The organism is Cupriavidus sp. CuC1, assembly GCF_044627735.1.
GTDB classification, from domain to species: domain Bacteria; phylum Pseudomonadota; class Gammaproteobacteria; order Burkholderiales; family Burkholderiaceae; genus Cupriavidus; species Cupriavidus ulmosensis.
Genome location: NZ_JBIUHC010000060.1, coordinates 1 through 22,966, shown reverse-complemented (window position 1 = coordinate 22,966; position 22,966 = coordinate 1). Strand labels below are relative to the sequence as shown.

Here is a 22,966-nt window from a genome sequence, read left to right as displayed (position 1 = left end):
TCGGCGCGGCCCCATGGCGGGCAAGGGCTCCCTCGCTACATGGTAGGCCGCTTTTCCAGCTATTTGCGCTTGCCGATCGGCACGAACTTCAGGTCTTCCGGCCCGGTGTAGTTCGCGCTGGGGCGGATGATCTTGTTGTCGATGCGTTGCTCGATAATGTGCGCTGCCCAGCCCGAGGTGCGAGAAATCACGAACAGCGGCGTGAACATGGCGGTGGGCACGCCCATCATGTGATAGCTCACCGCGCTGAACCAGTCGAGGTTGGCGAACATCTTCTTGCCATCCTGCATGGTGGCTTCAATGCGATCGGCAATGTCGAACATCTTCATCGAGCCGGCATCCTTGGACAGGCGGCGCGCCACTTCCTTGATCACCTGGTTGCGCGGGTCGGAAACCGTGTACACCGGGTGGCCGAAACCGATCACCACTTCCTTGTTTTCCACGCGGCGCGAGATGTCGATGTGCGCCTCGTCCGGGCTGTCGTAGCGCTTCTGGATCTCGAACGCCACTTCGTTGGCGCCGCCGTGCTTGGGGCCGCGCAGCGCGCCGATGGCGCCGCAGATCGACGAGTACATGTCCGAGCCCGTGCCGGCGATCACGCGCCCGGCGAAGGTGGAGGCGTTGAACTCGTGCTCGGCGTACAGGTTGAGCGAGGTCTGCATGGCGCGTTCCCACAGCGCCGAGGGCTTCTGGCCGTGCAGCAGGTGCAGGAAGTGCGCGCCGATGGTGTCGTCGTCGGTCTCCACCTCGATGCGGCGGCCATTGTGGCTGTAGTGGTACCAGTACAGCAGCATCGAGCCCAGGCTGGCCATCAGGCGGTCGGCGATGTCGCGCGCGCCGGGGGTGTTGTGGTCGCCCTTTTCCGGCAGCACGGTGCCGAGCACGGACACGCCGGTGCGCATCACGTCCATCGGGTGGGCGCTGGCGGGCACCCATTCGAGGGCGGCCTTGACGTTGGCGGGCAGGCCGCGCAGGGCCTTGAGCTTGGCCTTGTAGGCGGCCAGTTCGGCGCGGGTGGGGAGCTTGCCGTGCACCAGCAGGTGGGCAATCTCCTCGAATTCGCAGGTCTCGGCGATGTCGAGGATGTCGTAGCCGCGGTAGTGCAGGTCGTTACCGGTGCGGCCGACCGTGCACAGCGCGGTATTGCCGGCGGTAACGCCAGACAGGGCGACGGACTTCTTCGGCTTCGGGGCGTTCTGCGGGACTGGCTGCTGCTCTGACATCGCGTCTCCTGTCTGGTCTCTCACCCGAGCCCAGCCCGGGTTCGACCCTGTGTTACACCGTGGTCATCGCCTGGCGCGCGCCAGGCAACGTTCATGCAAAGAAGCGTTCCAGCACGGTGCCGGGCAAATCGGCGCCGGTGGCGTGCGCCCGCTGCAGCAGCGACCAGTAATAGCGGTAGCTGGCGCGGTCGTGCAACTGGCCCTGGTGGCGGATCGGCGCCCAGTTGTTCTCGTAGGCGGCAAGCAGGATTTCACTGGACGCGCCGATCTCAGCGCCGCTGGGCCGGAAGGCCGCAACGATCGGCTGGATCTGGCTCGGGTGGATGCTCCACTTGCGCAGGTAGCCGAATTCGGCCCGGGCGCGCTGGGCATCGTCGCCGGCGCGGGATGGCTGCTCGATATCGGTGCTGACGTTGTGCGAGGGCACTTTGCCGTGACGGTGGCAGGCGGCCGAGATCTCCAGCATGGCGCGCCGGATCAACGGGTGCTCGAACTGCTGCGGCGAGCGCATGGCCTCGCCCGGGATGGCGCCGTGGTGGGCAGAGACAAAATCCATCAGGCCGAAGCTGAGGCATTCCACCTGGACGAGACGGGCGATGTCGAACACCTGGTCTACTGCGGCATGCGTCTCTATCAACACATGGATGGGAATGTGCCGCGCGATGCCGGCGGCGCGGGCCGCCTGGTTCATGTGATCCGTGACGCGCGCGACCTCGACCACGTCGGTCACCTTGGGCACCACCACATAGGCCAGCCGGGCGCCGGCGCTGCCGACCAGGATGTCGATATCCTGGCGCCAGCTCGGGTGGGCCGGGTCGTGGATGCGTACGCCTACGCGGTTGAAGCGGTTCTGCTGGCCGTTGATGAGGCGCGCGCACAACTCGGCGTGATCGCGCTCCAGCCCGACGGCGGCACCGTCTTCGCAGTCGAAGGTGATATCGAAGACGGGCCCAAGCTCTTGTTGCAGGGCAAGCGATTTCAGCATCAGCTTTTCGCTGCCGGCATAGTGGTCGCAGACCGGCAACTGCGTCGGAATGGCTTCACCCTGGAACAAGACCTCGGAAGGATGCACTTTATTCAATCGGATAGTGGTTGAGGGAGGCAAGGGAGGGGCGCCAGAATGAAAAAACCGGAGCCCGCGCCGATTCGTGAATCGTTGCGAGGCTCCGGTCTAGTCATTGGCGCTACCTGGATCAGCCGAGCAGGTGCTGCACGCCGGCACGCTCTTCTTCCAGTTCCTTGAGCGTGATGTTGATCTTTTCCTGGCTGTAGGCGTCGACTTCCAGGCCCTTGACCATTTCGTACTTGCCGTTGGCGGTGGTCACCGGGAAGCCGAACATGGTGTCTTCGGGGATGCCGTACGAACCGTCCGACGGGATGCCCATGGTGACCCACTTGCCGTTCGAGCCCAGGACCCAGTCATGCACGTGGTCGATGGCAGCGTTGGCGGCCGAAGCTGCCGACGACAGGCCACGCGCCTCGATGATGGCGGCGCCGCGCTTGCCAACGGTCGGCAGGAACACGTCGTTGTTCCAGGCTTGGTCGTTGATCAGGTCCTTGACGCTCTGGCCGTCGACAGTCGCGTAGCGGTAGTCGGCGTACATGGTCGGGCTGTGGTTGCCCCAGACGAACATCTTCTCGATCGACGCGACCGGCTTGCCGGTCTTGGCGGCGATCTGCGACAGGGCACGATTGTGATCCAGGCGCAGCATGGCGGTGAAGTTCTCCTTGGGCAGGCTCGGAGCCGACTTCATCGCGATGTAGGCGTTGGTGTTGGCCGGGTTGCCGACCACCAGCACCTTGATGTCGCGGGCGGCGACTTCGTCCAGTGCCTTGCCTTGCACCGTGAAGATCTGTGCGTTGGCTTCGAGCAGGTCCTTGCGCTCCATGCCCTTGCTACGCGGACGGGCACCGACCAGCAGCGCGACGTTGGCGTCCTTGAACGCGACCTTGGGGTCGTCGGTGATCACCACGCCGGCCAGCAGCGGGAATGCGCAATCTTCCAGTTCCATCACCACGCCCTTGACGGCGGCCTGGGCTTGCGGGAGGTCGAGCAATTGGAGGATGACCGGCTGGTCTTTGCCAAGCATGTCGCCGTTGGCGATGCGGAACAGCAGGGAGTAGCCGATCTGGCCAGCGGCGCCGGTGACTGCGACGCGCATTGGGGCTTTAGCCATGAGTAATTCTCCAAACAAGAAGAGGGGGAAACTGGTCGGTGGCAGGCCGGAGGGTAGTCCGGACGTCACCGGTTGCGGATTTGTCGCCACGGCGGCAAGCGGCAATCCACCGGCGCGCTGCTAGCGATACCGACTGGAGGGAGCCACAACGGGTCATGGGGTGCGACAAAGCGTAAGTCTACTGCGAAGAGGGGTGCTGCATCCAGAGCGGATGCCGGCGTGAAACCTGCGGGAGTGTAGGCCTGCACAAAACCATTGTCAATTCATATGTCTTATATAAGACATAAGACATTTGATGGCGGGCTGGACGTGCTTCCTCGTTTTGTGGTGAAATTCGCTTATGTCATCCCTGCCCCCGTCCCTCGCCGGCACTGCCGTTGCTGCAGTGCAGGATAATGGCGCCGCTACGTCCGGCGCCGGGACCCAGCCGTCCGCGGCGGCGGCCTCTCCAACGTTCAGCCCGCTCTACCAGCAGATCAAGGCGCTCATTACGCAGAGCCTGCAATCCGGCGAGTGGAAGCCGGGCGACATGATTCCCAGTGAAATGGACCTGGCGGCCCGCTACAAGGTCAGCCAGGGCACGGTGCGCAAGGCCATCGATGAGCTCGCCGCCGAGAACCTGGTGGCGCGCCGCCAGGGCAAGGGCACCTTTGTCACGACGCACCACGAGGATGGCGTGAAGTTCCGCTTCCTGCGCCTGGTGCCGGACGAGGGCGAGCCCCATTATGGCTCCAGCCAGGTGCTGGAATGCAAGCGCCTGCGCGCCCCGGCCGAAATCGCACGCCTGCTCGACATCCGCACCGGCGATGGGGTGGTGCAGATCCGCCGCGTGCTGTTTTTCTCCGGCGAACCGACCGTGCTGGACGAAATCTGGCTGCTGGGCACCAACTTCAAGGGCCTGACTGCCGAGAAGCTGACCGAATGGAAGGGCCCGATGTATGCGCTGTTCGAGGCTGAATTCGGCACGCGCATGATCCGGGCGACCGAAAAAATCCGCGCGGTGGCCGCAGATCAGGCCACCGCGTCGCTGTTGTCCGTGGACGCGGGCACGCCGCTTTTGTCCGTGGAGCGCGTCTCGTTCACCTATGGCGACAGGCCCGTCGAAGTCCGCCGCGGCCTGTATGTAACCACCCGGCACTATTATCAGAACGATTTGAGCTGATACGCCGGATTGCAATCCATGCCGATTATTGCTGTTGTAGCCACGGCGGGCGCCGCTGTTGCGCAAAGCAAGGCTGATTACCTCGCGGCATGGTTGCGTGCGATTGTCGGGCACGCCATGTTGGTGCGCGATAGCTGAAAATTATTGGTGCGCCGCGCAACAAAGGCGCTAAAATTATCGGGATTTGCTCCGGCTGCATCCATTTGCATCCAGGGCGCTCAGTAGTTTCGTTTTTTGTTTACCGCAAAATGGGGTCTCGCATGGCTGAAGCCAAACAAGCCAGGCCGGAGTTCAGGAACATCCATGTGACGCAGCTGGCGCGTTACAGGTTGCCCTGGGCCGGCAAGGTGTCCATCCTGCATCGTGCAAGCGGTGCTCTGATGTTCCTCCTCCTTCCTTTCGTCCTGTATCTCTTCGAGCAGAGCGTCACTTCCGAACTGAGCTTCGCAAAGTTCTCGGCGCTTCTGTCCGGCGGCTTCGTCAAGCTGGTTCTGCTGGCACTGATCTGGGGTTACCTGCACCACTTCTGCGCCGGCATCCGTTTCCTGCTGCTCGACGTGCACGTTGGCGTGACCAAGCCCGCTTCGGCCAAGTCCGCTGTTGCCGTGCTGATCATCAGCCTGTTGCTCACCGCTGTGTTCGGCCTGAAGCTGTTCGGCCTGTTCTGAGGAGAGAGTCAACGTGGCAAATAATAATATCGGTCCCAAGCGTCTAGTCGTCGGTGCGCACTACGGTCTCAAAGACTGGCTCGCGCAGCGCGTCACCGCAGTCATCATGGTGGTCTTCACCATCGTGCTGGCAGTCGCCTTCCTGCTCTCGAACGGCGCTTCCTACGAAGCGTGGGCAGGTCTCTTCTCCAACCAGTGGATGAAGATCATCACGTTCCTCACCATCCTGTCGCTGCTGTATCACGCCTGGATTGGCGTGCGCGACATCTGGATGGACTATGTGAAGCCGATGGCCGTGCGCCTCGTGCTGCAAGTTCTTACGATTCTGTGGCTCGTCGGTTGTGCGGGCTACGCAGCTCAGATTCTCTGGAGGGTGTGATAAATGGTCGCAGTCAAGACAGGATTGCCGCGTCGTCGCTTTGACGTGGTCATCGTCGGGGCGGGCGGCGCTGGGATGCGCGCATCCCTCCAGCTCGCGGAAGCCGGCCTGAATGTCGCCGTGCTCTCCAAGGTTTTCCCGACGCGCTCGCACACCGTGGCGGCGCAGGGTGGCATCGGCGCTTCGCTCGGCAACATGAGCGAGGACAACTGGCACTATCACTTCTACGACACCATCAAGGGTTCCGATTGGCTGGGCGACCAGGACGCAATCGAATTCATGTGCCGTGAAGCGCCCAAGGTCGTCTACGAGCTCGAACACTTCGGCATGCCGTTCGACCGTAACGCCGACGGCACCATCTACCAGCGTCCGTTCGGCGGCCATACGTCGAACTACGGCGAGAAGCCGGTCCAGCGCGCTTGCGCGGCTGCCGACCGTACTGGCCATGCGCTGCTGCACACGCTGTACCAGCGTAATGTGCGTGCCAAGACGCACTTCTTCGTCGAATGGATGGCGCTGGACCTGATCCGCGACGCCGACGGCGACGTGCTGGGCGTGACCGCGCTGGAAATGGAAACCGGCGAGGTCTACATCCTCGAGGCCAAGACCACGCTGTTCGCCACCGGTGGTGCAGGCCGTATCTACGCCGCTTCGACCAATGCCTTCATCAACACCGGTGACGGCCTGGGCATGGCAGCGCGCGCAGGCGTGCCGCTCGAAGACATGGAGTTCTGGCAGTTCCACCCGACCGGCGTGGCCGGCGCGGGCGTGCTGATCACCGAAGGCGTGCGCGGCGAAGGCGGTATCCTGCGCAACAAGGACGGCGAACGCTTCATGGAGCGCTATGCGCCGACGCTGAAGGACCTGGCGCCGCGCGACTTCGTCTCGCGCTCGATGGACCAGGAAATCAAGGAAGGCCGCGGTTGTGGCCCGAACGGCGACTACGTGCTGCTGGACCTGACGCACGTCGGTGCCGACACCATCATGAAGCGCCTGCCGTCGATCCGCGAGATCGGCGTCAAGTTCGCCAACGTCGACGCGATCAAGGAACCGATCCCGGTGGTGCCGACCATCCATTACCAGATGGGCGGTATCCCGACGAATATCCATGGCCAGGTGGTGGCGCCGAAGAACGGCAACCCCAACGAGGTCATCAACGGTTTCTACGCGATCGGCGAATGCTCCTGCGTGTCGGTGCACGGCGCCAACCGCCTGGGCACCAACTCGCTGCTGGACCTGGTGGTGTTCGGCCGCGCGGCCGGCAACCACATCGTGGCGACCGCGATCAAGCAGAAAGAGCACAAGCCGCTGCCGGCCGATGCCGCTGACCGCGCCATGTCCCGCTTGTCCAGGCTGCAATCGTCGACCTCGGGCGAGTACACCCAGGACGTGGCCAACGACATCCGCAAGAACATGCAGTCGCATGCAGGCGTGTTCCGTACGCAGAAGCTGATGGACGAAGGCGTCGAGCGCATCCTGGAAGTGGCCGAGCGTGCCGACAACATCCACCTGAAGGACAAGTCCAAGGTCTTCAACACCGCACTGGTGGAAGCCCTGGAAGTGGCCAACCTGGTGGAAGTGGCCAAGGCGACGATGATTTCGGCCGCTGCCCGCAAGGAATCCCGCGGTGCGCACGCGCACAGCGACTTCCCGAATCGCGACGACGAGAGCTGGCTCAAGCACACGCTGTTCTACAGCGAAGGCAACCGCCTCGACTACAAGCCGGTGAAGATGAACCCGCTGACGGTGGAAAGCGTTCCTCCCAAGGCCCGGACCTTCTAAGCACCGCGTAGGACCCACAGGACCCACAGAAATGAAGCGTATTTTCGAAGTCTACCGCTATGATCCGGACAAGGATGCTGCGCCCCGCATGCAGACGTACGAGGTCGAGCTCGACGGTCATGAGCGCATGTTGCTGGACGCGCTGGTCAAGCTGAAGAAGCTGGACGAAACCATCTCGTTCCGCCGTTCGTGCCGCGAAGGCGTGTGCGGCTCGGACGCGATGAACATCAACGGCAAGAATGGTCTGGCCTGCCTGACCAACATGCTCGAGCTGCCGGACCGCATCGTCTTGCGTCCGCTGCCCGGCCTGCCGGTGGTGCGCGACCTGATCGTCGACATGACGCAGTTCTTCAAGCAGTACAACTCGATCAAGCCGTACCTCATCAACGACGAGCCGCCGCCCGAGAAAGAGCGCCTGCAGTCGCCCGAGGAACGCGACGAGCTGGACGGCCTGTATGAGTGCATCCTGTGCGCAAGCTGCTCGACGTCGTGCCCGTCGTTCTGGTGGAACCCGGACAAGTTCGTCGGCCCGGCCGGCTTGCTGCAAGCTTATCGCTTCATCGCGGACAGCCGCGACCAGGCGACCAGCGAGCGCCTGGACGACCTGAACGACCCGTACCGCCTGTTCCGTTGCCACAGCATCATGAACTGCGTCGACGTTTGCCCGAAGGGGTTGAACCCGACCAAGGCCATCGGCAAGATCAAAGAGCTGATGGTTCGCCGCTCGGTCTGATCCGCGCGGTTGTTGTAAGCGGCGCGTCAGTCCGGGCTATCAAACTGCATACCCGACCGGCGCGCCGGAAGTAGGTACCTATGACCGAAAGTGTTTCCCCCAGTTTCTCCCACCAGGCCGATCCGCACCGGCGAGCACGACTGCGCTGGCGCGCGCGGCGCGGCCTCCTGGAGAACGACATCATCGTCGAACGTTTTTTCAACCGTTACGAAGAAAGCCTCTCCGACCAGGACGTGGCCTCGCTCTCCGAACTCTTCGAGCTGAGCGACAACGAGTTGATGGACCTGCTTCTTGCACGCAAGGAACTGGACGGTGAGCTCGACACGCCCCCGATGCAGCACGTGATTGCCCTGCTGCGTTCGGTCTGAGTTTCGTCAACATTATTAGTCAGCATTAGAAGGAACCGACATGACGCCGTCCGATGTGAAAGCCACGCTATCGTTTTCCGATGGTTCCCCCAGCGTCGAGCTGCCGATTTATACGGGTACCGTTGGCCCCGACGTAATCGATATTCGCAAGCTGTACGGACAAACCGGCAAGTTCACCTATGACCCCGGTTTCATGTCGACGGCTTCGTGCAATTCGAAGATCACCTACATCGACGGGGACAAGGGCGAGCTGCTGTACCGCGGCTACCCGATCGAGCAGCTGGCCACCAAGTGCGACCACCTGGAAACCTGTTACCTGCTGCTCAAGGGCGAACTGCCCAATGCCAAGCAGAAGGAAGAATTCGTCGGTGCGGTGATGAACCACACCATGGTTCACGAGCAGATGCAGTTCTTCCTGCGCGGCTTCCGCCGCGATGCCCACCCGATGGCCGTCCTGACGGGCCTGGTCGGCGCCATGAGCGCGTTCTACCACGACGCCATGGACATCGATGATCCGCACCAGCGCGAAATCTCCGCGATCCGCCTGATCGCCAAGATGCCGACCCTGGTCGCCATGGCCTACAAGTACAACATCGGCCAGCCGTACATCTATCCGCAGAACGACCTGTCCTACTCGGGCAACTTCATGCAGATGATGTTCTCCACGCCGTGCGCCCCGTACAAGGTGAACCCGGTGCTCGAGCGCGCGCTCGACCGCATCTTCATCCTGCACGCAGACCACGAGCAGAACGCATCCACCTCCACGGTGCGCCTGGCCGGCTCCTCGGGTACCAACCCGTTCGCCGCCATCGCCGCCGGCGTGGCTTGCCTGTGGGGCCCGGCCCACGGTGGCGCCAATGAAGCCGCCCTCAAGATGCTTGAGGAAATCGGCAGCGTCGACAACATCACCGAGTTCATCAAGCAGGTCAAGGACAAGAACTCGGGCGTGCGCCTGATGGGCTTTGGCCACCGCGTGTACAAGAACTACGACCCGCGCGCCAAGCTGATGCGCGAAACCTGCTATGAAGTGCTGAACGAACTGGGCCTGCACAACGACCCGCTGTTCAAGCTCGCCATGGAACTGGAAAAGATCGCGCTGGAAGACGAGTACTTCGTCAGCCGCAAGCTGTACCCGAATGTCGACTTCTACTCGGGCATCGTGCAGCGCGCACTCGGCATCCCGACGTCGCTGTTCACCTGCATCTTCGCACTGGCCCGTACCCCGGGCTGGATCTCGCAGTGGGAAGAAATGATCACCGATCCGGAATACAAGATCGGCCGTCCGCGCCAGCTGTTCAACGGCGCGGCAAGCCGCAACGTGCCGGATATGGGCACGCGTTGATGCCCCGGTAAGGTGGCGCTGGCAGTAATGGCGCCACATGCATCATGAAACGCCCCGGCCTTGGCCGGGGCGTTTTGCTTTTGTGCGTCTGACCCGGACATCGCGGCGCGGCGCCGTGTGCGTCCATTGCTGCGCCGGCCAGGATTCTGACGTCTTTCCAAGTGAAAAGAGAAAATGCGGCCAGGGCATGCAGATTTTTCTTATCGATTTTTGCTCTGCCTGGGCTTATGTTCAGTTGGATGTCCTGCAGGCGTGCACGCCAATGTCGTAGAACGATTCTGTTCTGTCTGTAGGTGCGAAACATCAGGTGTGCGGCATCTTCAATGCCGCACGAGCGAAATGATGGTTGCGATGAGGGGAAGTCGAATTGCCAAGCATGGACCTTTGGCACGTGTACCTTGCGCAGATAGCCGGCACGACAGTGGTGTTCACGCTGATCCCCATCTTGACTGCAATCTGCAGAGGACGCCCGCTGCGTGGCACCTTCCGGCTATCCGCGGTGCGCACTGGCTTGATGGCGGGTGCAGCAACTTGCGCGGGCAACTGGGTTGCGGACTATCTCCTGATGTAGCGCCCAAGCGTGTCTATTCACGCCTGGGCCCGTGTTGGCGCCGCAGCATTACCACGTGCCCAGCCGTCGCGAGAGCGTTTGCCATCCAAGGGCAGCCGGACTTGTGCGACGCAAAAGATTTATTGCGCGAAAGGTGGCGATAACGCCAATTTCCGATGATTTGTGCTGTGTTACTACCAATAAGATCCTCATTTGTTGTGCAAATATGCCATCCCGCGCGGAAATTGACCCTATAATGCGGGCTGCTTTGCCGACAGCAGCCGGGCCACCCTTCCGGACTGCGTTGAGGCGAGCGGGGCAGGCGAATCACCTGCGCAATAGAGAACGCATCAACGTTGTCTTTCCGAACCAAGGCCTTCCGGTGCATGGGTTGCATAGGAGGGCTGACACATGCCGGGCCCCGCACATGCTTCTTTTCTTGCAGGCCCGTCTTCCGCGTCTCGGGCGTCTTTCCCAGGTTGTAGCCCGCGGGTGTTGTTCGATTGCGCAGGTCATGCCGTCTCAGCCCATGACCCAACCATAATCGAGGAGCTCCTGAATGACGCTGTCCCGTCTTACGTCCATCTCCCTGGCCACGGCCCTGTGCGCTTTCGGCGCTGCTGCCCACGCTGAAACCGTCAAGATTGCCATTGCCGGCCCCATGAGCGGCTCGGTCGCCCAGTACGGCGACATGGTCAAGGCTGGCGCGCTGACTGCCATCGAGCAGATCAATGCCGCCGGCGGCGCGGGTGGCAACAAGTTCGAAGTGGTGTTGATGGATGACGCCTGCGAACCCAAGCAGGCCGTGGCGGTAGCCAACAAGATCGTCAGCCAGAAGATCCATTACGTGATCGGCCATGTGTGCTCGGGCTCGACCATTCCCGCCTCCGACATCTACGAGAACGAAGGCGTTGTCATGGTGACCCCGTCGGCCACCGCGCCACAGCTGACCGAGAACAAGAAGCGCAAGTTCATCTTCCGCACCATCGGCCGCGACGACCAGCGAGGCCCGGCCGCAGCCCAGTACATCATCACCAAGGTCAAGCCCAAGAAGGTCGCGATCCTGCACGACAAGCAGTCGTACGGCCAGGGCATTGCCTCCTCGGTGAAGAAGGACCTGGAAGGCGCCAAGATCCCGGTGGCCGTGTTCGAGGGCGTGAACGCCGGCGATTCGGACTACTCCGCCGTGATCACCAAGCTCAAGTCGCAGGGCGTGGACTTCGTCTACTTCGGCGGCTACCACCCGGAAATGGGCCTGCTGCTGCGCCAGGCGCGCGAGCAGGGCGTCAAGGCGACCTTCATGGGTCCTGAAGGCGTGGGCAACAAGGACGTGACGGCCATCGCCGGCGCATCCTCCGAAGGCATGCTGGTCACGCTGCCGGCCGACTTCTCCGCCGATCCGTCCAACGCGGCACTGGTCAAGGCCTTCACCGACAAGAAGCGCGATGCCAACGGCCCGTTCCAGATGCCGGCCTACGCCGCGGTCCAGATCATCGGCGACGCCATTGCCGGCGCCAAGAGCACGGATCCGGCCAAGGTTGCCGCCTATATGCACAAGAACGCCTTCCAGACCCCGATCGGCAAGGTTGAGTACGACGCGCAGGGCGACCTGAAGTCGTTCAGGTTCGTCGTGTTCACCTGGCACAAGGACGCCACCAAGACCGCTGCCAACTAAGCCGCACATTGGCTTTGCGCGCCCCGCTCATGGCTTGAGCGGGGCGTTTTGGTATCGGGGTCCGGTTGTCCGGCCGGCGCGGCTTATCCGCCGCGTTCGGGGCCTGGGCATATCCGGCATTACGGAGCCGGCCCGGCGCTTGCGCACCTCCTGCAACGCCGGGTTCTCCAGCTTCAAAGTTATGGGGCTTCCCGCATGAACGAGTTCCTTCCACAGTTCACCCAGCAACTGGTCAATGGCCTGACGCTGGGTGCGATCTATGCGCTGATCGCCATTGGCTACACCATGGTCTACGGCATCATCGGCATGATCAATTTTGCCCACGGCGAGATCTACATGATCGGCGCCTATGTGGGCCTGGTGACGCTCACCGCCATCGGCGCAAGCGCGGGCTATCCGCTGCCGCTGGTGCTGGGCGCCGCCTTGCTGGTGTCCGTCCTGGTCACCGGTTTGTATGGTTTCGCTGTCGAGCGCGTGGCCTACCGGCCCTTGCGCGGCGGGCCTCGGCTGGTGCCGCTGATCTCCGCCATCGGCATGTCGATCTTCCTGCAGAACTATGTGCAGATCGGGCAGGGCGCGCGCGACATGTCCGTGCCGGTGCTGATCTCCGGCGCCATCGAGTTCCAGATGGGCGGCGACTTCACCGTGACCATACCGTATTCGCGCCTGCTGATCGTCGGCGTGACGCTGGTGCTGATGATCGCGCTGACCATGTTTATCGGCCACTCGCGCATGGGCCGCGCCTGCCGCGCCTGCGCCGAAGACATGCGCATGGCCAACCTGCTCGGCATCGACACCAACCGCGTGATCTCCTTCACTTTTGTGCTGGGTGCGATGCTGGCGGCGGTGGGCGGCGTGCTGATCGGCCTGACCATCGGCAAGCTCAATCCGTACATCGGTTTCGTGGCGGGCATCAAGGCCTTTACCGCGGCCGTGCTGGGCGGCATCGGCAGCATCCCGGGCGCCATGCTCGGCGGCGTGCTGCTGGGCCTTGCCGAGACTTTTGCTTCCGGCTATATGCCGGCCGAGTACAAGGATGTGGTGGCCTTCGGCCTGCTGGTGCTGATCCTGCTGTTCCGCCCGACCGGGCTGCTGGGCAAGCCTGACGTTGAAAAGGTGTGAGGACGCTATGACACAAGCTATTACTACGCCGATTATCGTGGCGCAGGGCGCTCCGGCAGGGCAGACCCTGAAGAACGCCATCGTCGCGGCCGTGATGACGGCCATCCTGACCATTCCCGTGCTCGGCCTGCAGTTGAAGCTGGATGGCTACAAGGTCGTGCTCGAGCCGCACTGGAAGCCGGTCTGGCTGGCGGTGGGCGCGGTCTTCCTGTTTCAGCTCTTCAAGCCGCTGTTCCAGCGCGCCACGGCCGGCGTCAAGGTGCCGAGCCTGCCCGCGCTGGGCGCGACCCAGCAGCGCAAGGTGATCTGGCTGCTGCTGGCGGTTGGCCTGGTGTTTCCGTTGTTCGGCTCGCGCGGCGCGGTGGACGTGGCCACGCTGGCGCTGATCTATGTGATCCTCGGGCTGGGCCTGAATATCGTGGTGGGCTATGCCGGCCTGCTGGACCTTGGCTATGTCGGCTTCTACGCGGTCGGCGGCTACACCTACGCGCTGCTCAACCAGTACTTCGGGCTGACCTTCTGGGAGTGCCTGCCGATCGCCGCGTGCATGTCGGCGGCGTTCGGCTTCGTGCTGGGCTTTCCGGTGCTGCGGCTGCGCGGCGACTACCTGGCCATTGTCACGCTGGGCTTCGGCGAGATCATCCGCCTGCTGCTCAACAACCTGACCAGCCTCACCGGTGGCCCGGATGGCGTCTCGGGCATCCCGAAGCCCACCGTGTTCGGCATCGAGATGGCGCGCAGCGCCAGCGTGGAGGGGGTCAAGACCTTCCACGAGTTGCTGGGCTGGGACTACAGCGGCGAGCACATGGTGATCTTCCTCTACCTGCTGGCGCTGCTGCTGGTGGGCTTCACGCTGTTCGTCACCAGCCGGCTGATCCGCATGCCGATGGGACGCGCGTGGGAAGCCCTGCGCGAAGATGAAATCGCCTGCCGTTCGCTGGGCCTGAACCCGACCCGCATCAAGCTGTCGGCATTCACGCTGGGCGCGGCGTTTGCCGGCCTGGGCGGCGCGTTCTTCGCCGCGCGTCAGGGCCTGGTCAATCCCGAATCGTTCACCTTTATCGAGTCCGCGCTGATCTTGGCGGTGGTGGTGCTGGGCGGCATGGGCTCGCAGCTGGGCGTGATCCTGGCCGCCATCCTGCTGACCGCGCTGCCGGAAGTGGCGCGCGGCTTTGCCGAGTACCGCATGCTGATTTTCGGCCTGGTGATGGTGCTGATGATGATGTGGCGTCCGCAGGGCCTGCTGCCCGCGAGCCGCCCCCATGTGGAGTTGCCGCAATGAGCCAAGTTCAATCAGCGGAACTGCTGAAAGTCTCCGGCCTGCAGATGCGCTTCGGCGGCCTGCTGGCGGTCGACGGCATCGATTTCGATGTGCGCCGCGATGAAGTCTTCGCCATCATCGGGCCCAACGGCGCGGGCAAGACCACGGTGTTCAACTGCGTGGGCGGTTTCTACAAGCCGACCGCCGGCGAGGTCATGCTGGACGGCCACTCGATCGCCCGCCTGCCGAGCCACCAGGTGGCGCGCCGCGGCCTGGTGCGCACGTTCCAGAACATCCGCCTGTTCAAGCAACTGACGGTGGTTGAGAACCTGCTGGTGGCGCAACACCTGCAGGTGCGCTCCGGTCTGTTGCGCGGGCTGTTTGCCACGCCGGCTTACCGCCGCGCCGAGCGCGAGGCGCTGGAACGCGCGGCGCTGTGGCTCGAACGCATGGGCCTGCGCGGCGTTGCCAACCGCGAGGCGGGCACGCTGTCGTACGGCCACCAGCGCCGGCTGGAGATCGCGCGCTGCATGATCACCAACCCGCGCCTGTTGATGCTGGATGAGCCGGCTGCCGGGCTCAACCCGCAGGAAAAGGTCGAGCTGTCGCAGCTGATCGACCAACTGCGGCGCGAGTACAAGATCTCGGTGCTGCTGATCGAGCACGACATGAGCCTGGTGATGGGCGTGTCCGACCGCATCCTGGTGATGGAGCACGGGCGCCCGATCGTGGTCGGCAAACCGGCCGAAGTGCGCAACGACCCGCGCGTGATCAAGGCTTACCTGGGAGAGGACTGATGCTGAAGCTGGAACAAGTCCATACCCATTACGGCGCGATCGAAGCGCTGTCTGGCGTATCGATTGAGGTGAACAAGGGCGAGATCGTCACGCTGATCGGCAGCAACGGCGCCGGCAAGACCACGCTGATGATGACCGTGTGCGGCTCGCCGCGCGCGTCCAGCGGGCGCGTGATGTTCGAAGGACAGGACATCACGCGGCGCCCCACGCACGAGATCATGCGGCTCGGCATGGCAATCTCGCCGGAAGGGCGGCGCGTGTTTCCCAGCCTGACCGTGCTGGAGAACCTGAAAATGGGTGCCTTCTTCGGCAAGCGCGACGAGATCGAGGCGGGCGTCGAGCACGTCTACAAGCTCTTCCCACGGCTCAAGCAGCGCTCCACCCAGCGTGCCGGCACCATGTCCGGCGGCGAGCAGCAGATGCTGGCCATCGGCCGCGCGCTGATGAGCCGGCCCCGGCTGCTGCTGCTGGACGAGCCCACGCTAGGGTTGGCGCCGCTGGTGATCGCGCAGATCTTCGACATCATCCGGACCATTCGTGACGAAGGCGTCACTGTGTTCCTGGTCGAGCAGAACGCCAACAAGGCGCTGGGCGTGGCGGATCGCGGCTATGTGCTGGAGACCGGCCGCGTGGTGCTGGCGGACACGGGGGCCAACCTGCTGGCCAACGACCGCATCAAGAGCGCTTACCTGGGCGGCTGAACCCCGCCCCCGAAGCGCTCGCCGGCGCCGCCGAAGGGGCCAAAGCCGCGCGCTATGACGAAGGCTGTCTCTCCCTCTCCCCTCAGGGGGAGAGGGCCGGGGAGAGGGGTGGCTTAGTTAGGAGCCACTTGAAGCGAAGCCAATGGTTGCGATTCCGACGGCATATCGAGCGCCCGCCCTCTCCCCCAACCCCTCTCCCACAAGTGGGAGAGGGGAGCAAACCTGATGCACTGAACGAAGCCGCCGAATGGGCCAACCGTCTGGAATTTGAGGCTCTGCCAGCCCCCCCAAGCCTGCCTTTTCGCCATCGGCGAAATCCCCCTTTCGCCAATCACATTACATGGCCGCCGCCTCCCAGGCCGGCCAGGGCCCAGTCTCCCAATATCGCTGTGGCATAATCGATTGCGAAGTCAAGCATCGCAGCAAGCCGCATTTCATTGCCCGCATTCCTGCGAAAAATCCCCCAAACTACCGCGCGACGCCGCCAACCGTGCTGTACCAAACGGTCCCGGCCCGCCCCCCCTGCATCATGGCCAAGACGCTTTACGACAAACTTTGGGATGACCACACCGTGCACGTCGAGGATGACGGCACCACGATGCTGTACATCGATCGCCATCTGCTGCACGAAGTCACCAGCCCGCAGGCGTTCGAAGGCCTGAAGCTGGCGCAGCGCCCGGTCTGGCGCATCAGCGCCAACCTGGCGGTGTCGGACCACAACGTGCCGACCACCGATCGTAGCCAGGGCATTTCGGATCCGGTGTCGAAGCTGCAGGTGGATACGCTGGACAACAACTGCGACGCGTACGGCATCACCCAGTTCAAGATGAACGACCTGCGCCAGGGCATCGTGCACGTGATCGGGCCGGAGCAGGGCGCCACGCTGCCGGGCATGACGGTGGTGTGCGGCGATTCGCATACCAGCACGCACGGTGCGTTCGGCGCGCTGGCGCATGGCATCGGCACCTCCGAGGTGGAGCACGTGCTGGCCACGCAGACACTGCTGGGCAAGAAGGCCAAGAACATGCTGGTGCGCGTGGAAGGCAAGCTGCCGCGCGGCTGTACCGCCAAGGACATCGTGCTGGCGGTGATCGGCAAGATCGGCACCGCGGGCGGCACCGGCTACACCATCGAGTTCGCCGGCTCGGCCATTCGCGACCTGAGCATGGAAGGGCGCATGACGGTGTGCAACATGGCCATCGAGGCCGGGGCGCGCGCTGGCCTGGTGGCGGTGGACGATGTCACGCTCGAATACGTCAAGGGCCGCCCGTTCTCGCCGCAGGGCGCGGAGTGGGAGCAGGCCGTAGGCTACTGGCGCACGCTGCATTCGGACGCCGGTGCGCACTTCGACCAGGTGGTCGAGCTGCGCGCGGAAGAGGTCCGTCCGCAGGTGACCTGGGGCACCTCGCCCGAGATGGTCGTCAGCATCGAGGACCGCGTGCCGGATCCCGAGAAGGAAAAAGACCCGAACAAGCGCAACGCCATGGAGCGCGCGCTGGAGTACATGGGCCTGCAGCCCAATGTGCCGGTGGACAGCATCAAGATCGACAAGGTCTTCATTGGCTCCTGCACCAACTCCCGTATCGAAGACATGCGCGCCGCTGCGTGGGTCGTGCAGAAGCTGGGCCGTCGCGTGGCGTCCAACGTGAAGCTGGCGATGGTGGTGCCGGGCTCGGGCCTGGTCAAGGAACAAGCCGAGCGCGAAGGGCTGGACAAGGTCTTCAAGGCCGCCGGCTTCGAATGGCGCGAGCCGGGCTGCTCGATGTGCCTGGCCATGAATGCCGACCGCCTGGAAGCGGGCGAGCGCTGCGCCTCCACCTCGAACCGCAATTTCGAGGGGCGCCAGGGCGCGGGTGGCCGGACTCACCTGGTGAGCCCGGCGATGGCTGCCGCGGCAGCCATCGAAGGCCACTTCGTCGATATCCGCCAGCTCAGCTGATTCGCGCAGGCTCATCATGAAACAAGCCCTGATCGTGTTGCTCGCATGCGTGTGCATGCTGCAACTGGCCGGCTGCCATACGATGGCCGGCCTTGGCAAGGACACACAGGCCGCAGGCCGCTCCCTCGAAAGCGCGGCAAAGAAGTAAGGAACCGACCATGGATAAGTTCACTGTACACAGCGGGCTCACGGTGCCCCTGGACCGCGAGAACGTCGACACCGACGCCATCATCCCGAAGCAATTCCTCAAGTCGATCAAGCGCACCGGGTTCGGCCCGAACCTGTTCGACGAATGGCGCTACAAGGATGTGGGCCAGCCCGGGCAAGACAACAGCCGCCGTCCGCTGAATCCGGATTTCGTGCTCAACCAGCCGCGCTACCAGGGCGGCTCGATCCTGCTGGCCCGCCGCAACTTCGGCTGCGGCAGCTCGCGCGAGCACGCACCCTGGGCGCTGACGCAGTACGGCTTTCGCGCCGTGATTGCGCCGAGCTTTGCCGACATCTTCTTCAACAACTGCTACAAGAACGGCCTGCTGCCGGTGGTGCTGACCGAGTTGCAGGTCGACCATATCTTCAACGAGACCAATGCGTTCAGCGGCTACAAGCTGACCATCGATCTCGACAAGCAGCTGGTGATCACGCCGGGTGGCGATAGCTACCCGTTCGACATCGCGCCGTTCCGCAAGTACTGCATGCTCAACGGCTTCGACGATATCGGCCTGTCCCTGCGCCATGCCGACAAGATCAAGGCTTATGAGGCAGAGCGCGTGGCCAAGATGCCGTGGTTGAACAATCGCGTGGTCGGCTGAAGCCGGCTGGTGCGCTGAGACAAAACAAGGAAGACAAAGCATGAAAATCGCAGTCCTGCCGGGTGACGGCATCGGTCCCGAGATCATCGCGGAGGCCGTCAAGGTCCTGAACGCGCTCGACGAAAAGTTCGAGATGGAAACCGCACCGGTCGGCGGCGCCGGCTACGAGGCCAGCGGCCATCCGCTGCCCGACGCCACGCTCAAGCTGGCCCAGGAAGCCGACGCCATCCTGTTTGGCGCCGTGGGCGACTGGAAATACGACAAGCTGGACCGCCCGCTGCGTCCCGAGCAGGCCATCCTCGGCCTGCGCAAGCACCTGCAGCTGTTCGCCAACTTCCGTCCGGCGATCTGCTACCCGGAGCTGACCGGCGCTTCCAGCCTGAAGCCCGAGCTGGTGGCCGGCCTGGACATCCTGATCGTGCGCGAGCTCAACGGCGACATCTACTTCGGCCAGCCGCGCGGCATGCGCGAAGCACCGGACGGCCCCTTCAAGGGCGCGCGCGAAGGCTTCGATACCATGCGCTACAGCGAGCCGGAAATCCGCCGCATCGCCCACGTGGCCTTCCAGGCCGCGGCCAAGCGCGGCAAGAAGCTGTGCAGCGTGGACAAGGCCAACGTGCTCGAGACTTTCCAGTTCTGGAAGGACGTCGTGATCGACGTGCACAAGGAATATCCGGAAGTCGAGCTGTCGCACATGTACGTGGACAACGCGGCCATGCAGCTGATCAAGGCGCCCAAGAGCTTTGACGTGATCGTCACCGGCAACATGTTCGGCGACATCCTGTCGGACGAGGCCGCCATGCTGACCGGCTCGATCGGCATGCTGCCGTCGGCTTCGCTGGACGCCAACAACAAGGGCCTGTACGAGCCGTCGCACGGCTCGGCACCGGACATCGCCGGCAAGGGCGTGGCCAATCCGCTGGCCACCATCCTGTCGGCGGCGATGATGCTGCGTTTCTCGCTGAACCGTGCCGAGCAGGCAGACCGCATCGAGAATGCCGTCAAGCAGGTGCTGGCCCAGGGCTACCGCACCGGCGACATCCTGACGCCCGGCTGCAAGCAAGTCGGCACGCGTGAAATGGGTGAGGCCGTGCTCGCGGCACTGTAAGCCGCATTAAAGTTGAAAAGGCGCCGCATGCGGCGCCTTTTCTTTCATTTGTCCCCGATTTCCCCCGTGTGGCAGCGCCACAAAATCGTGTAGACTTTGCGGATGGTCCGAATCTTCCAGTCCCCCTCGACTGCCATCGCCGCCCCGGTTGCTACCCGCAGCCCGGTTGGCCTGGGTTCGCACGGCCACCCGCTTACCGCAACGACGATTAAAGCCATTACTACCAAAACGATCGGCTAGATCGTTCGTCGTGCCTGCTCGTCTTCCCCGCGCAGTCACGTCGGGCGAGGAAAGCGCGGGGAAGTTCAAATCACATCCGAGGTTAGTCATGATTGTAGGTCTCGTCGGCTGGCGAGGAATGGTCGGCAGCGTCCTGATGCAACGCATGCAGGAAGAGCGCGATTTCGACCATATCGAGCCCGTATTCTTCAGCACGTCCAACGCTGGCGGCCAGGCCCCGGCCATGGCCAAGAATGAAACCAAGCTCCAGGACGCGAACGACATCGAAGCGCTGAAGAAGTGCGATGTGGTTCTCACGGCCCAGGGCGGCGATTACACCAACGAGATTTTCCCGCAGCTGCGCGCAGCTGGCTGGAAGGGCTACTGGATCGACGCGGCTTCGTCGCTGCGGATGAAGGACGATGCCATCATCGTGCTGGATCCGGTCAACCTTGGCGTGATCAAGGACGCGCTGGCGAAGGGCGTCAAGAATTTCATCGGCGGCAACTGCACGGTCAGCTGCATGATGATGGGCCTGGGCGGCCTGTTCCAGCACGACCTGATCGACTGGATGACGTCCATGACCTACCAGGCCGCCTCGGGCGGCGGCGCGCAACACATGCGCGAGCTGCTGACGCAGTTCGGCACGCTCAACGCGTCGGTCAAGTCGCTGCTGGATAACCCGGCATCGGCCATCCTGGAAATCGACCGCACCATCCTGGCAACCCAGCACGGCCTGTCGGGCGATGAAACCAAGCAGTTTGGCGTGCCGCTCGCCGGCAACCTGATTCCCTGGATCGACAAGGACCTGGGCAACGGCGTGTCGAAAGAAGAATGGAAGGCCGGCGCCGAGACCAACAAGATCCTGGGTCGCGGCGAAGGCTTCCTGGGCGCGACCGGTGCTTCGCCGATCGCCGTGGACGGCCTGTGCGTGCGCATTGGCGCCATGCGCTGCCATTCGCAGGCGCTGACCATCAAGCTGCGCCGCGACGTGCCGCTCGATGAGATCGAAGGCATGCTGGCCGAGAACAACCAGTGGGCCAAGGTGGTGCCGAACACGCGCGAGGCCAGCATGACCGACCTCACGCCGGCCGCCGTGACCGGTACCCTGACCATTCCGGTGGGGCGCCTGCGCAAGATGCAGATGGGCGGGGAATACCTGTCGGCCTTCACCGTCGGCGACCAGCTGCTGTGGGGTGCCGCCGAGCCTCTGCGCCGTATGCTGCGCATCTTGATCGAAGCCTGAGCCAGGGACTTGCACGCCAAGGCGCTCTTGAGTCATGTCTTAGTCCATGTCTTAAGGCTCCGCGCAAGGCGTCCGTGGTTTCGTTGCAGCAAGGCAACAGAAACCCCTGGCTTTGATAACAACGCCGCGCCTGTGCGCGGCGTTGTCACGCCTGGCCGCCTATTTTTCCCGGCGTTGCGTCACAATACAGGCGGCATATGCCGGGCTGCGGGGCGGTCATCCGCACGTCCGTACGAGTTGGCGCGGGGCTCAGTCGGGACGCTAACTTGCTGCGCTAAACCATTGATGTTAAGTTAATTTCATTACTAGAACACAACGGAGCACAAGGTGAGTGTGAGCCAACATCGCCGGAAAGATGCGCCTACCGCCCGCCAGCGCTGGTCAACGCTGGCCTTCACGGCACTCGGTTTGCTGCTCTCGCAGCCGGCCGCTTATGCCGCGGGGTTCGGGCAATTACGGGTACAGTCGAATCTGGGTCAGCCGCTGCAAGCGGAAATCGATATTAGTGGCGTCAGTGCGGAAGAAGCGGACGGCCTGGCCGTCAAGCTGGCGTCGCCCGAAGCATATGCCAAGGCCGGCCTGACGTATCTGCCGGCGGTCAGCAGCCTGCGGCTGCAGGTCGAGCGCCGCCCCAATGGGAGCTATGTGGCACGGGTCCGGTCAACCCAGCCGCTCAGCGAGCCCTTTGTCGACATCCTTGTCGACATGACGTGGGCGAGCGGCAAGGTGTCGCGCGCGTACACCTTCCTGCTGGACCCGGCAGGCGCCAAGCCTTCCAACCAGACTTTCTCGCCTGCCACGGTCGTGCAGGCGGGCACCCCCGACGAATCCGGCGCCACCAGCCCACCCGCGCCAAGCGCCGCGCCCGTGCCCGCTCCGTCGGTACAGGCCCCGGCTCCCGTGGCAGCCAGCCCGGCGCCACGGCCCCAGGCCAAGGCCCCGCCACCCCGTGCGCACCGCGCCGCCACGCAGGCCTTGGCCGACGGCGCTGGCGCGGCTGGCGGCACCTACACCGTGCAGCGCGGCGACAATCTCTCCGCCATTGCCGGCGAGGCCTCCCAGGGACAGGATTCAGTATCGCTGGACCAGATGCTGGTCGCGCTCTATCGCAACAATCCGAACGCCTTCGTCGGCGGCAACATGAACCGCCTCAAGGCGGGCGCCGTGCTCAAGGTGCCTAGCCAGAAGGAAGCGCAATCGGTCACGCCCCGCGCGGCACGCCGCGAAGTGGTGGCGCGCACGCAGGGCTTCAATGCCTACCGCAGCCGCCTGGCTACGGCGGCCGCGGGGCGCTCGGTCGAGGCCAGCAGTGGCCGCGAACAGTCGGGCAACGTCACCGCGCGCGTGCAGGAACAAGCCGCACCGGCCGCCGGACCGCGCGACGAACTCAAGCTCAGCAAGCCCGATCGTGGCAGCCAGGCCGCCGCTGCAGCGGCAGCCGAAGCCAATATCGCCAAGGAACGGCAGCTCAAGGAAGCCGAGGCACGCCTCGCGCAGCTTGAGAAGAACGTGGGCGACATGCAGCGGCTGGTCGAGCTGAAGAACGCCGAGATCGCCAAGCTGGACCAGGTGCAGAAGGGCACGGGCAAGGATTCGGCCGCGGCACCTGCCGCACCCGCCGCTGCACCCTCCGTGGTGCCGGCTGAGGCCGCCAAGGCCGACGCAGCCGCGCCGGCCCCGGCAGTGGCCAGCGCTGGTGCCAGCG

General features: G+C 63.8%; 21 protein-coding genes. 18 read left to right on the top strand and 3 right to left on the bottom strand.

Going from position 1 to position 22,966, the window contains the following annotated elements:
* Positions 1-59: 59 nt before the first annotated feature.
* The 3 genes from prpC to ACGLHR_RS24475 form a co-directional block, all read right to left on the bottom strand.
* Positions 60-1,223 carry a 2-methylcitrate synthase gene (prpC, locus tag ACGLHR_RS24485; RefSeq protein WP_400096708.1) on the bottom strand — a complete coding sequence of 388 codons (1,164 nt, stop codon included), beginning with the start codon at positions 1,221-1,223 and terminating at the stop codon, positions 60-62.
* Positions 1,224-1,314: 91 nt separating this feature from the next.
* Positions 1,315-2,295, bottom strand: a complete 981-nt coding sequence (locus ACGLHR_RS24480; RefSeq protein ID WP_400096707.1) for an HpcH/HpaI aldolase/citrate lyase family protein — start codon at positions 2,293-2,295, stop codon at positions 1,315-1,317.
* A gap of 121 nt (positions 2,296-2,416) precedes the next feature.
* A complete protein-coding gene (locus tag ACGLHR_RS24475) occupies positions 2,417-3,400 on the bottom strand; it encodes a malate dehydrogenase (protein WP_318234792.1) in 984 nt (327 codons plus the stop codon).
* Positions 3,401-3,740: 340 nt separating this feature from the next.
* Here ACGLHR_RS24475 and ACGLHR_RS24470 point away from each other — a divergent pair, with 340 nt between their 5' ends.
* From ACGLHR_RS24470 to ACGLHR_RS24385, 18 genes are all read left to right on the top strand, one after another.
* Positions 3,741-4,562 carry a GntR family transcriptional regulator gene (locus tag ACGLHR_RS24470; protein ID WP_267603829.1) on the top strand — a complete coding sequence of 274 codons (822 nt, stop codon included), beginning with the start codon at positions 3,741-3,743 and terminating at the stop codon, positions 4,560-4,562.
* A gap of 260 nt (positions 4,563-4,822) precedes the next feature.
* Positions 4,823-5,230, top strand: coding sequence for a succinate dehydrogenase, cytochrome b556 subunit (gene sdhC, locus ACGLHR_RS24465; RefSeq protein ID WP_150993516.1), 408 nt, complete (start codon positions 4,823-4,825; stop codon positions 5,228-5,230).
* 13 nt (positions 5,231-5,243) lie between these two features.
* Positions 5,244-5,609, top strand: a complete 366-nt coding sequence (gene sdhD, locus ACGLHR_RS24460; RefSeq protein WP_043348033.1) for a succinate dehydrogenase, hydrophobic membrane anchor protein — start codon at positions 5,244-5,246, stop codon at positions 5,607-5,609.
* Positions 5,610-5,612: 3 nt separating this feature from the next.
* Positions 5,613-7,391 carry a succinate dehydrogenase flavoprotein subunit gene (gene sdhA, locus ACGLHR_RS24455; protein WP_267603828.1) on the top strand — a complete coding sequence of 593 codons (1,779 nt, stop codon included), beginning with the start codon at positions 5,613-5,615 and terminating at the stop codon, positions 7,389-7,391.
* Positions 7,392-7,422: 31 nt separating this feature from the next.
* Positions 7,423-8,124: a succinate dehydrogenase iron-sulfur subunit gene (locus ACGLHR_RS24450; protein WP_267603827.1), complete on the top strand. Its 702-nt coding sequence runs from the start codon at positions 7,423-7,425 to the stop codon at positions 8,122-8,124.
* 80 nt (positions 8,125-8,204) lie between these two features.
* The gene (locus ACGLHR_RS24445) at positions 8,205-8,492 is read left to right on the top strand and encodes a succinate dehydrogenase assembly factor 2 (protein WP_006161620.1); all 288 of its coding nucleotides are present in this window, start codon (positions 8,205-8,207) and stop codon (positions 8,490-8,492) included.
* Between the two features lie 40 nt (positions 8,493-8,532).
* A complete protein-coding gene (gene gltA / locus ACGLHR_RS24440; protein WP_006161619.1) occupies positions 8,533-9,834 on the top strand; it encodes a citrate synthase in 1,302 nt (433 codons plus the stop codon).
* Between the two features lie 1,109 nt (positions 9,835-10,943).
* On the top strand, positions 10,944-12,059 hold the full coding sequence (locus ACGLHR_RS24435; RefSeq protein ID WP_400096706.1) for a branched-chain amino acid ABC transporter substrate-binding protein: 1,116 nt from the start codon (positions 10,944-10,946) through the stop codon (positions 12,057-12,059).
* A gap of 195 nt (positions 12,060-12,254) precedes the next feature.
* Positions 12,255-13,181 (top strand): high-affinity branched-chain amino acid ABC transporter permease LivH, encoded by a 927-nt coding sequence (gene livH, locus ACGLHR_RS24430; RefSeq protein WP_267603822.1) that lies wholly within the window; start codon positions 12,255-12,257, stop codon positions 13,179-13,181.
* A 7-nt stretch (positions 13,182-13,188) separates the two neighbouring features.
* Positions 13,189-14,463 (top strand): high-affinity branched-chain amino acid ABC transporter permease LivM, encoded by a 1,275-nt coding sequence (locus tag ACGLHR_RS24425; RefSeq protein WP_400096705.1) that lies wholly within the window; start codon positions 13,189-13,191, stop codon positions 14,461-14,463.
* Positions 14,460-15,239 (top strand): high-affinity branched-chain amino acid ABC transporter ATP-binding protein LivG, encoded by a 780-nt coding sequence (livG, locus tag ACGLHR_RS24420; protein WP_267603821.1) that lies wholly within the window; start codon positions 14,460-14,462, stop codon positions 15,237-15,239. Before ACGLHR_RS24425 ends, livG begins: the two co-directional genes overlap by 4 nt.
* Positions 15,239-15,940 carry an ABC transporter ATP-binding protein gene (locus tag ACGLHR_RS24415; RefSeq protein WP_267603820.1) on the top strand — a complete coding sequence of 234 codons (702 nt, stop codon included), beginning with the start codon at positions 15,239-15,241 and terminating at the stop codon, positions 15,938-15,940. The genes livG and ACGLHR_RS24415 overlap by 1 nt, the downstream gene beginning before the upstream one ends.
* Positions 15,941-16,469: 529 nt before the next feature.
* The gene (gene leuC / locus ACGLHR_RS24410; RefSeq protein ID WP_400096704.1) at positions 16,470-17,879 is read left to right on the top strand and encodes a 3-isopropylmalate dehydratase large subunit; all 1,410 of its coding nucleotides are present in this window, start codon (positions 16,470-16,472) and stop codon (positions 17,877-17,879) included.
* Positions 17,880-17,895: 16 nt separating this feature from the next.
* Positions 17,896-18,027 carry an entericidin A/B family lipoprotein gene (locus ACGLHR_RS24405; protein WP_400096703.1) on the top strand — a complete coding sequence of 44 codons (132 nt, stop codon included), beginning with the start codon at positions 17,896-17,898 and terminating at the stop codon, positions 18,025-18,027.
* 10 nt (positions 18,028-18,037) lie between these two features.
* Positions 18,038-18,688 (top strand): 3-isopropylmalate dehydratase small subunit, encoded by a 651-nt coding sequence (gene leuD / locus ACGLHR_RS24400; protein WP_267603817.1) that lies wholly within the window; start codon positions 18,038-18,040, stop codon positions 18,686-18,688.
* Between the two features lie 40 nt (positions 18,689-18,728).
* Positions 18,729-19,796, top strand: a complete 1,068-nt coding sequence (gene leuB, locus ACGLHR_RS24395) for a 3-isopropylmalate dehydrogenase (RefSeq protein WP_267603816.1) — start codon at positions 18,729-18,731, stop codon at positions 19,794-19,796.
* 328 nt (positions 19,797-20,124) lie between these two features.
* Positions 20,125-21,261 (top strand): aspartate-semialdehyde dehydrogenase, encoded by a 1,137-nt coding sequence (gene asd / locus ACGLHR_RS24390; protein ID WP_400096702.1) that lies wholly within the window; start codon positions 20,125-20,127, stop codon positions 21,259-21,261.
* A gap of 327 nt (positions 21,262-21,588) precedes the next feature.
* Positions 21,589-22,966, top strand: a 1,378-nt coding sequence (locus tag ACGLHR_RS24385) for a FimV family protein (RefSeq protein WP_400096701.1), incomplete at its 3' end; no start/stop codon positions are given.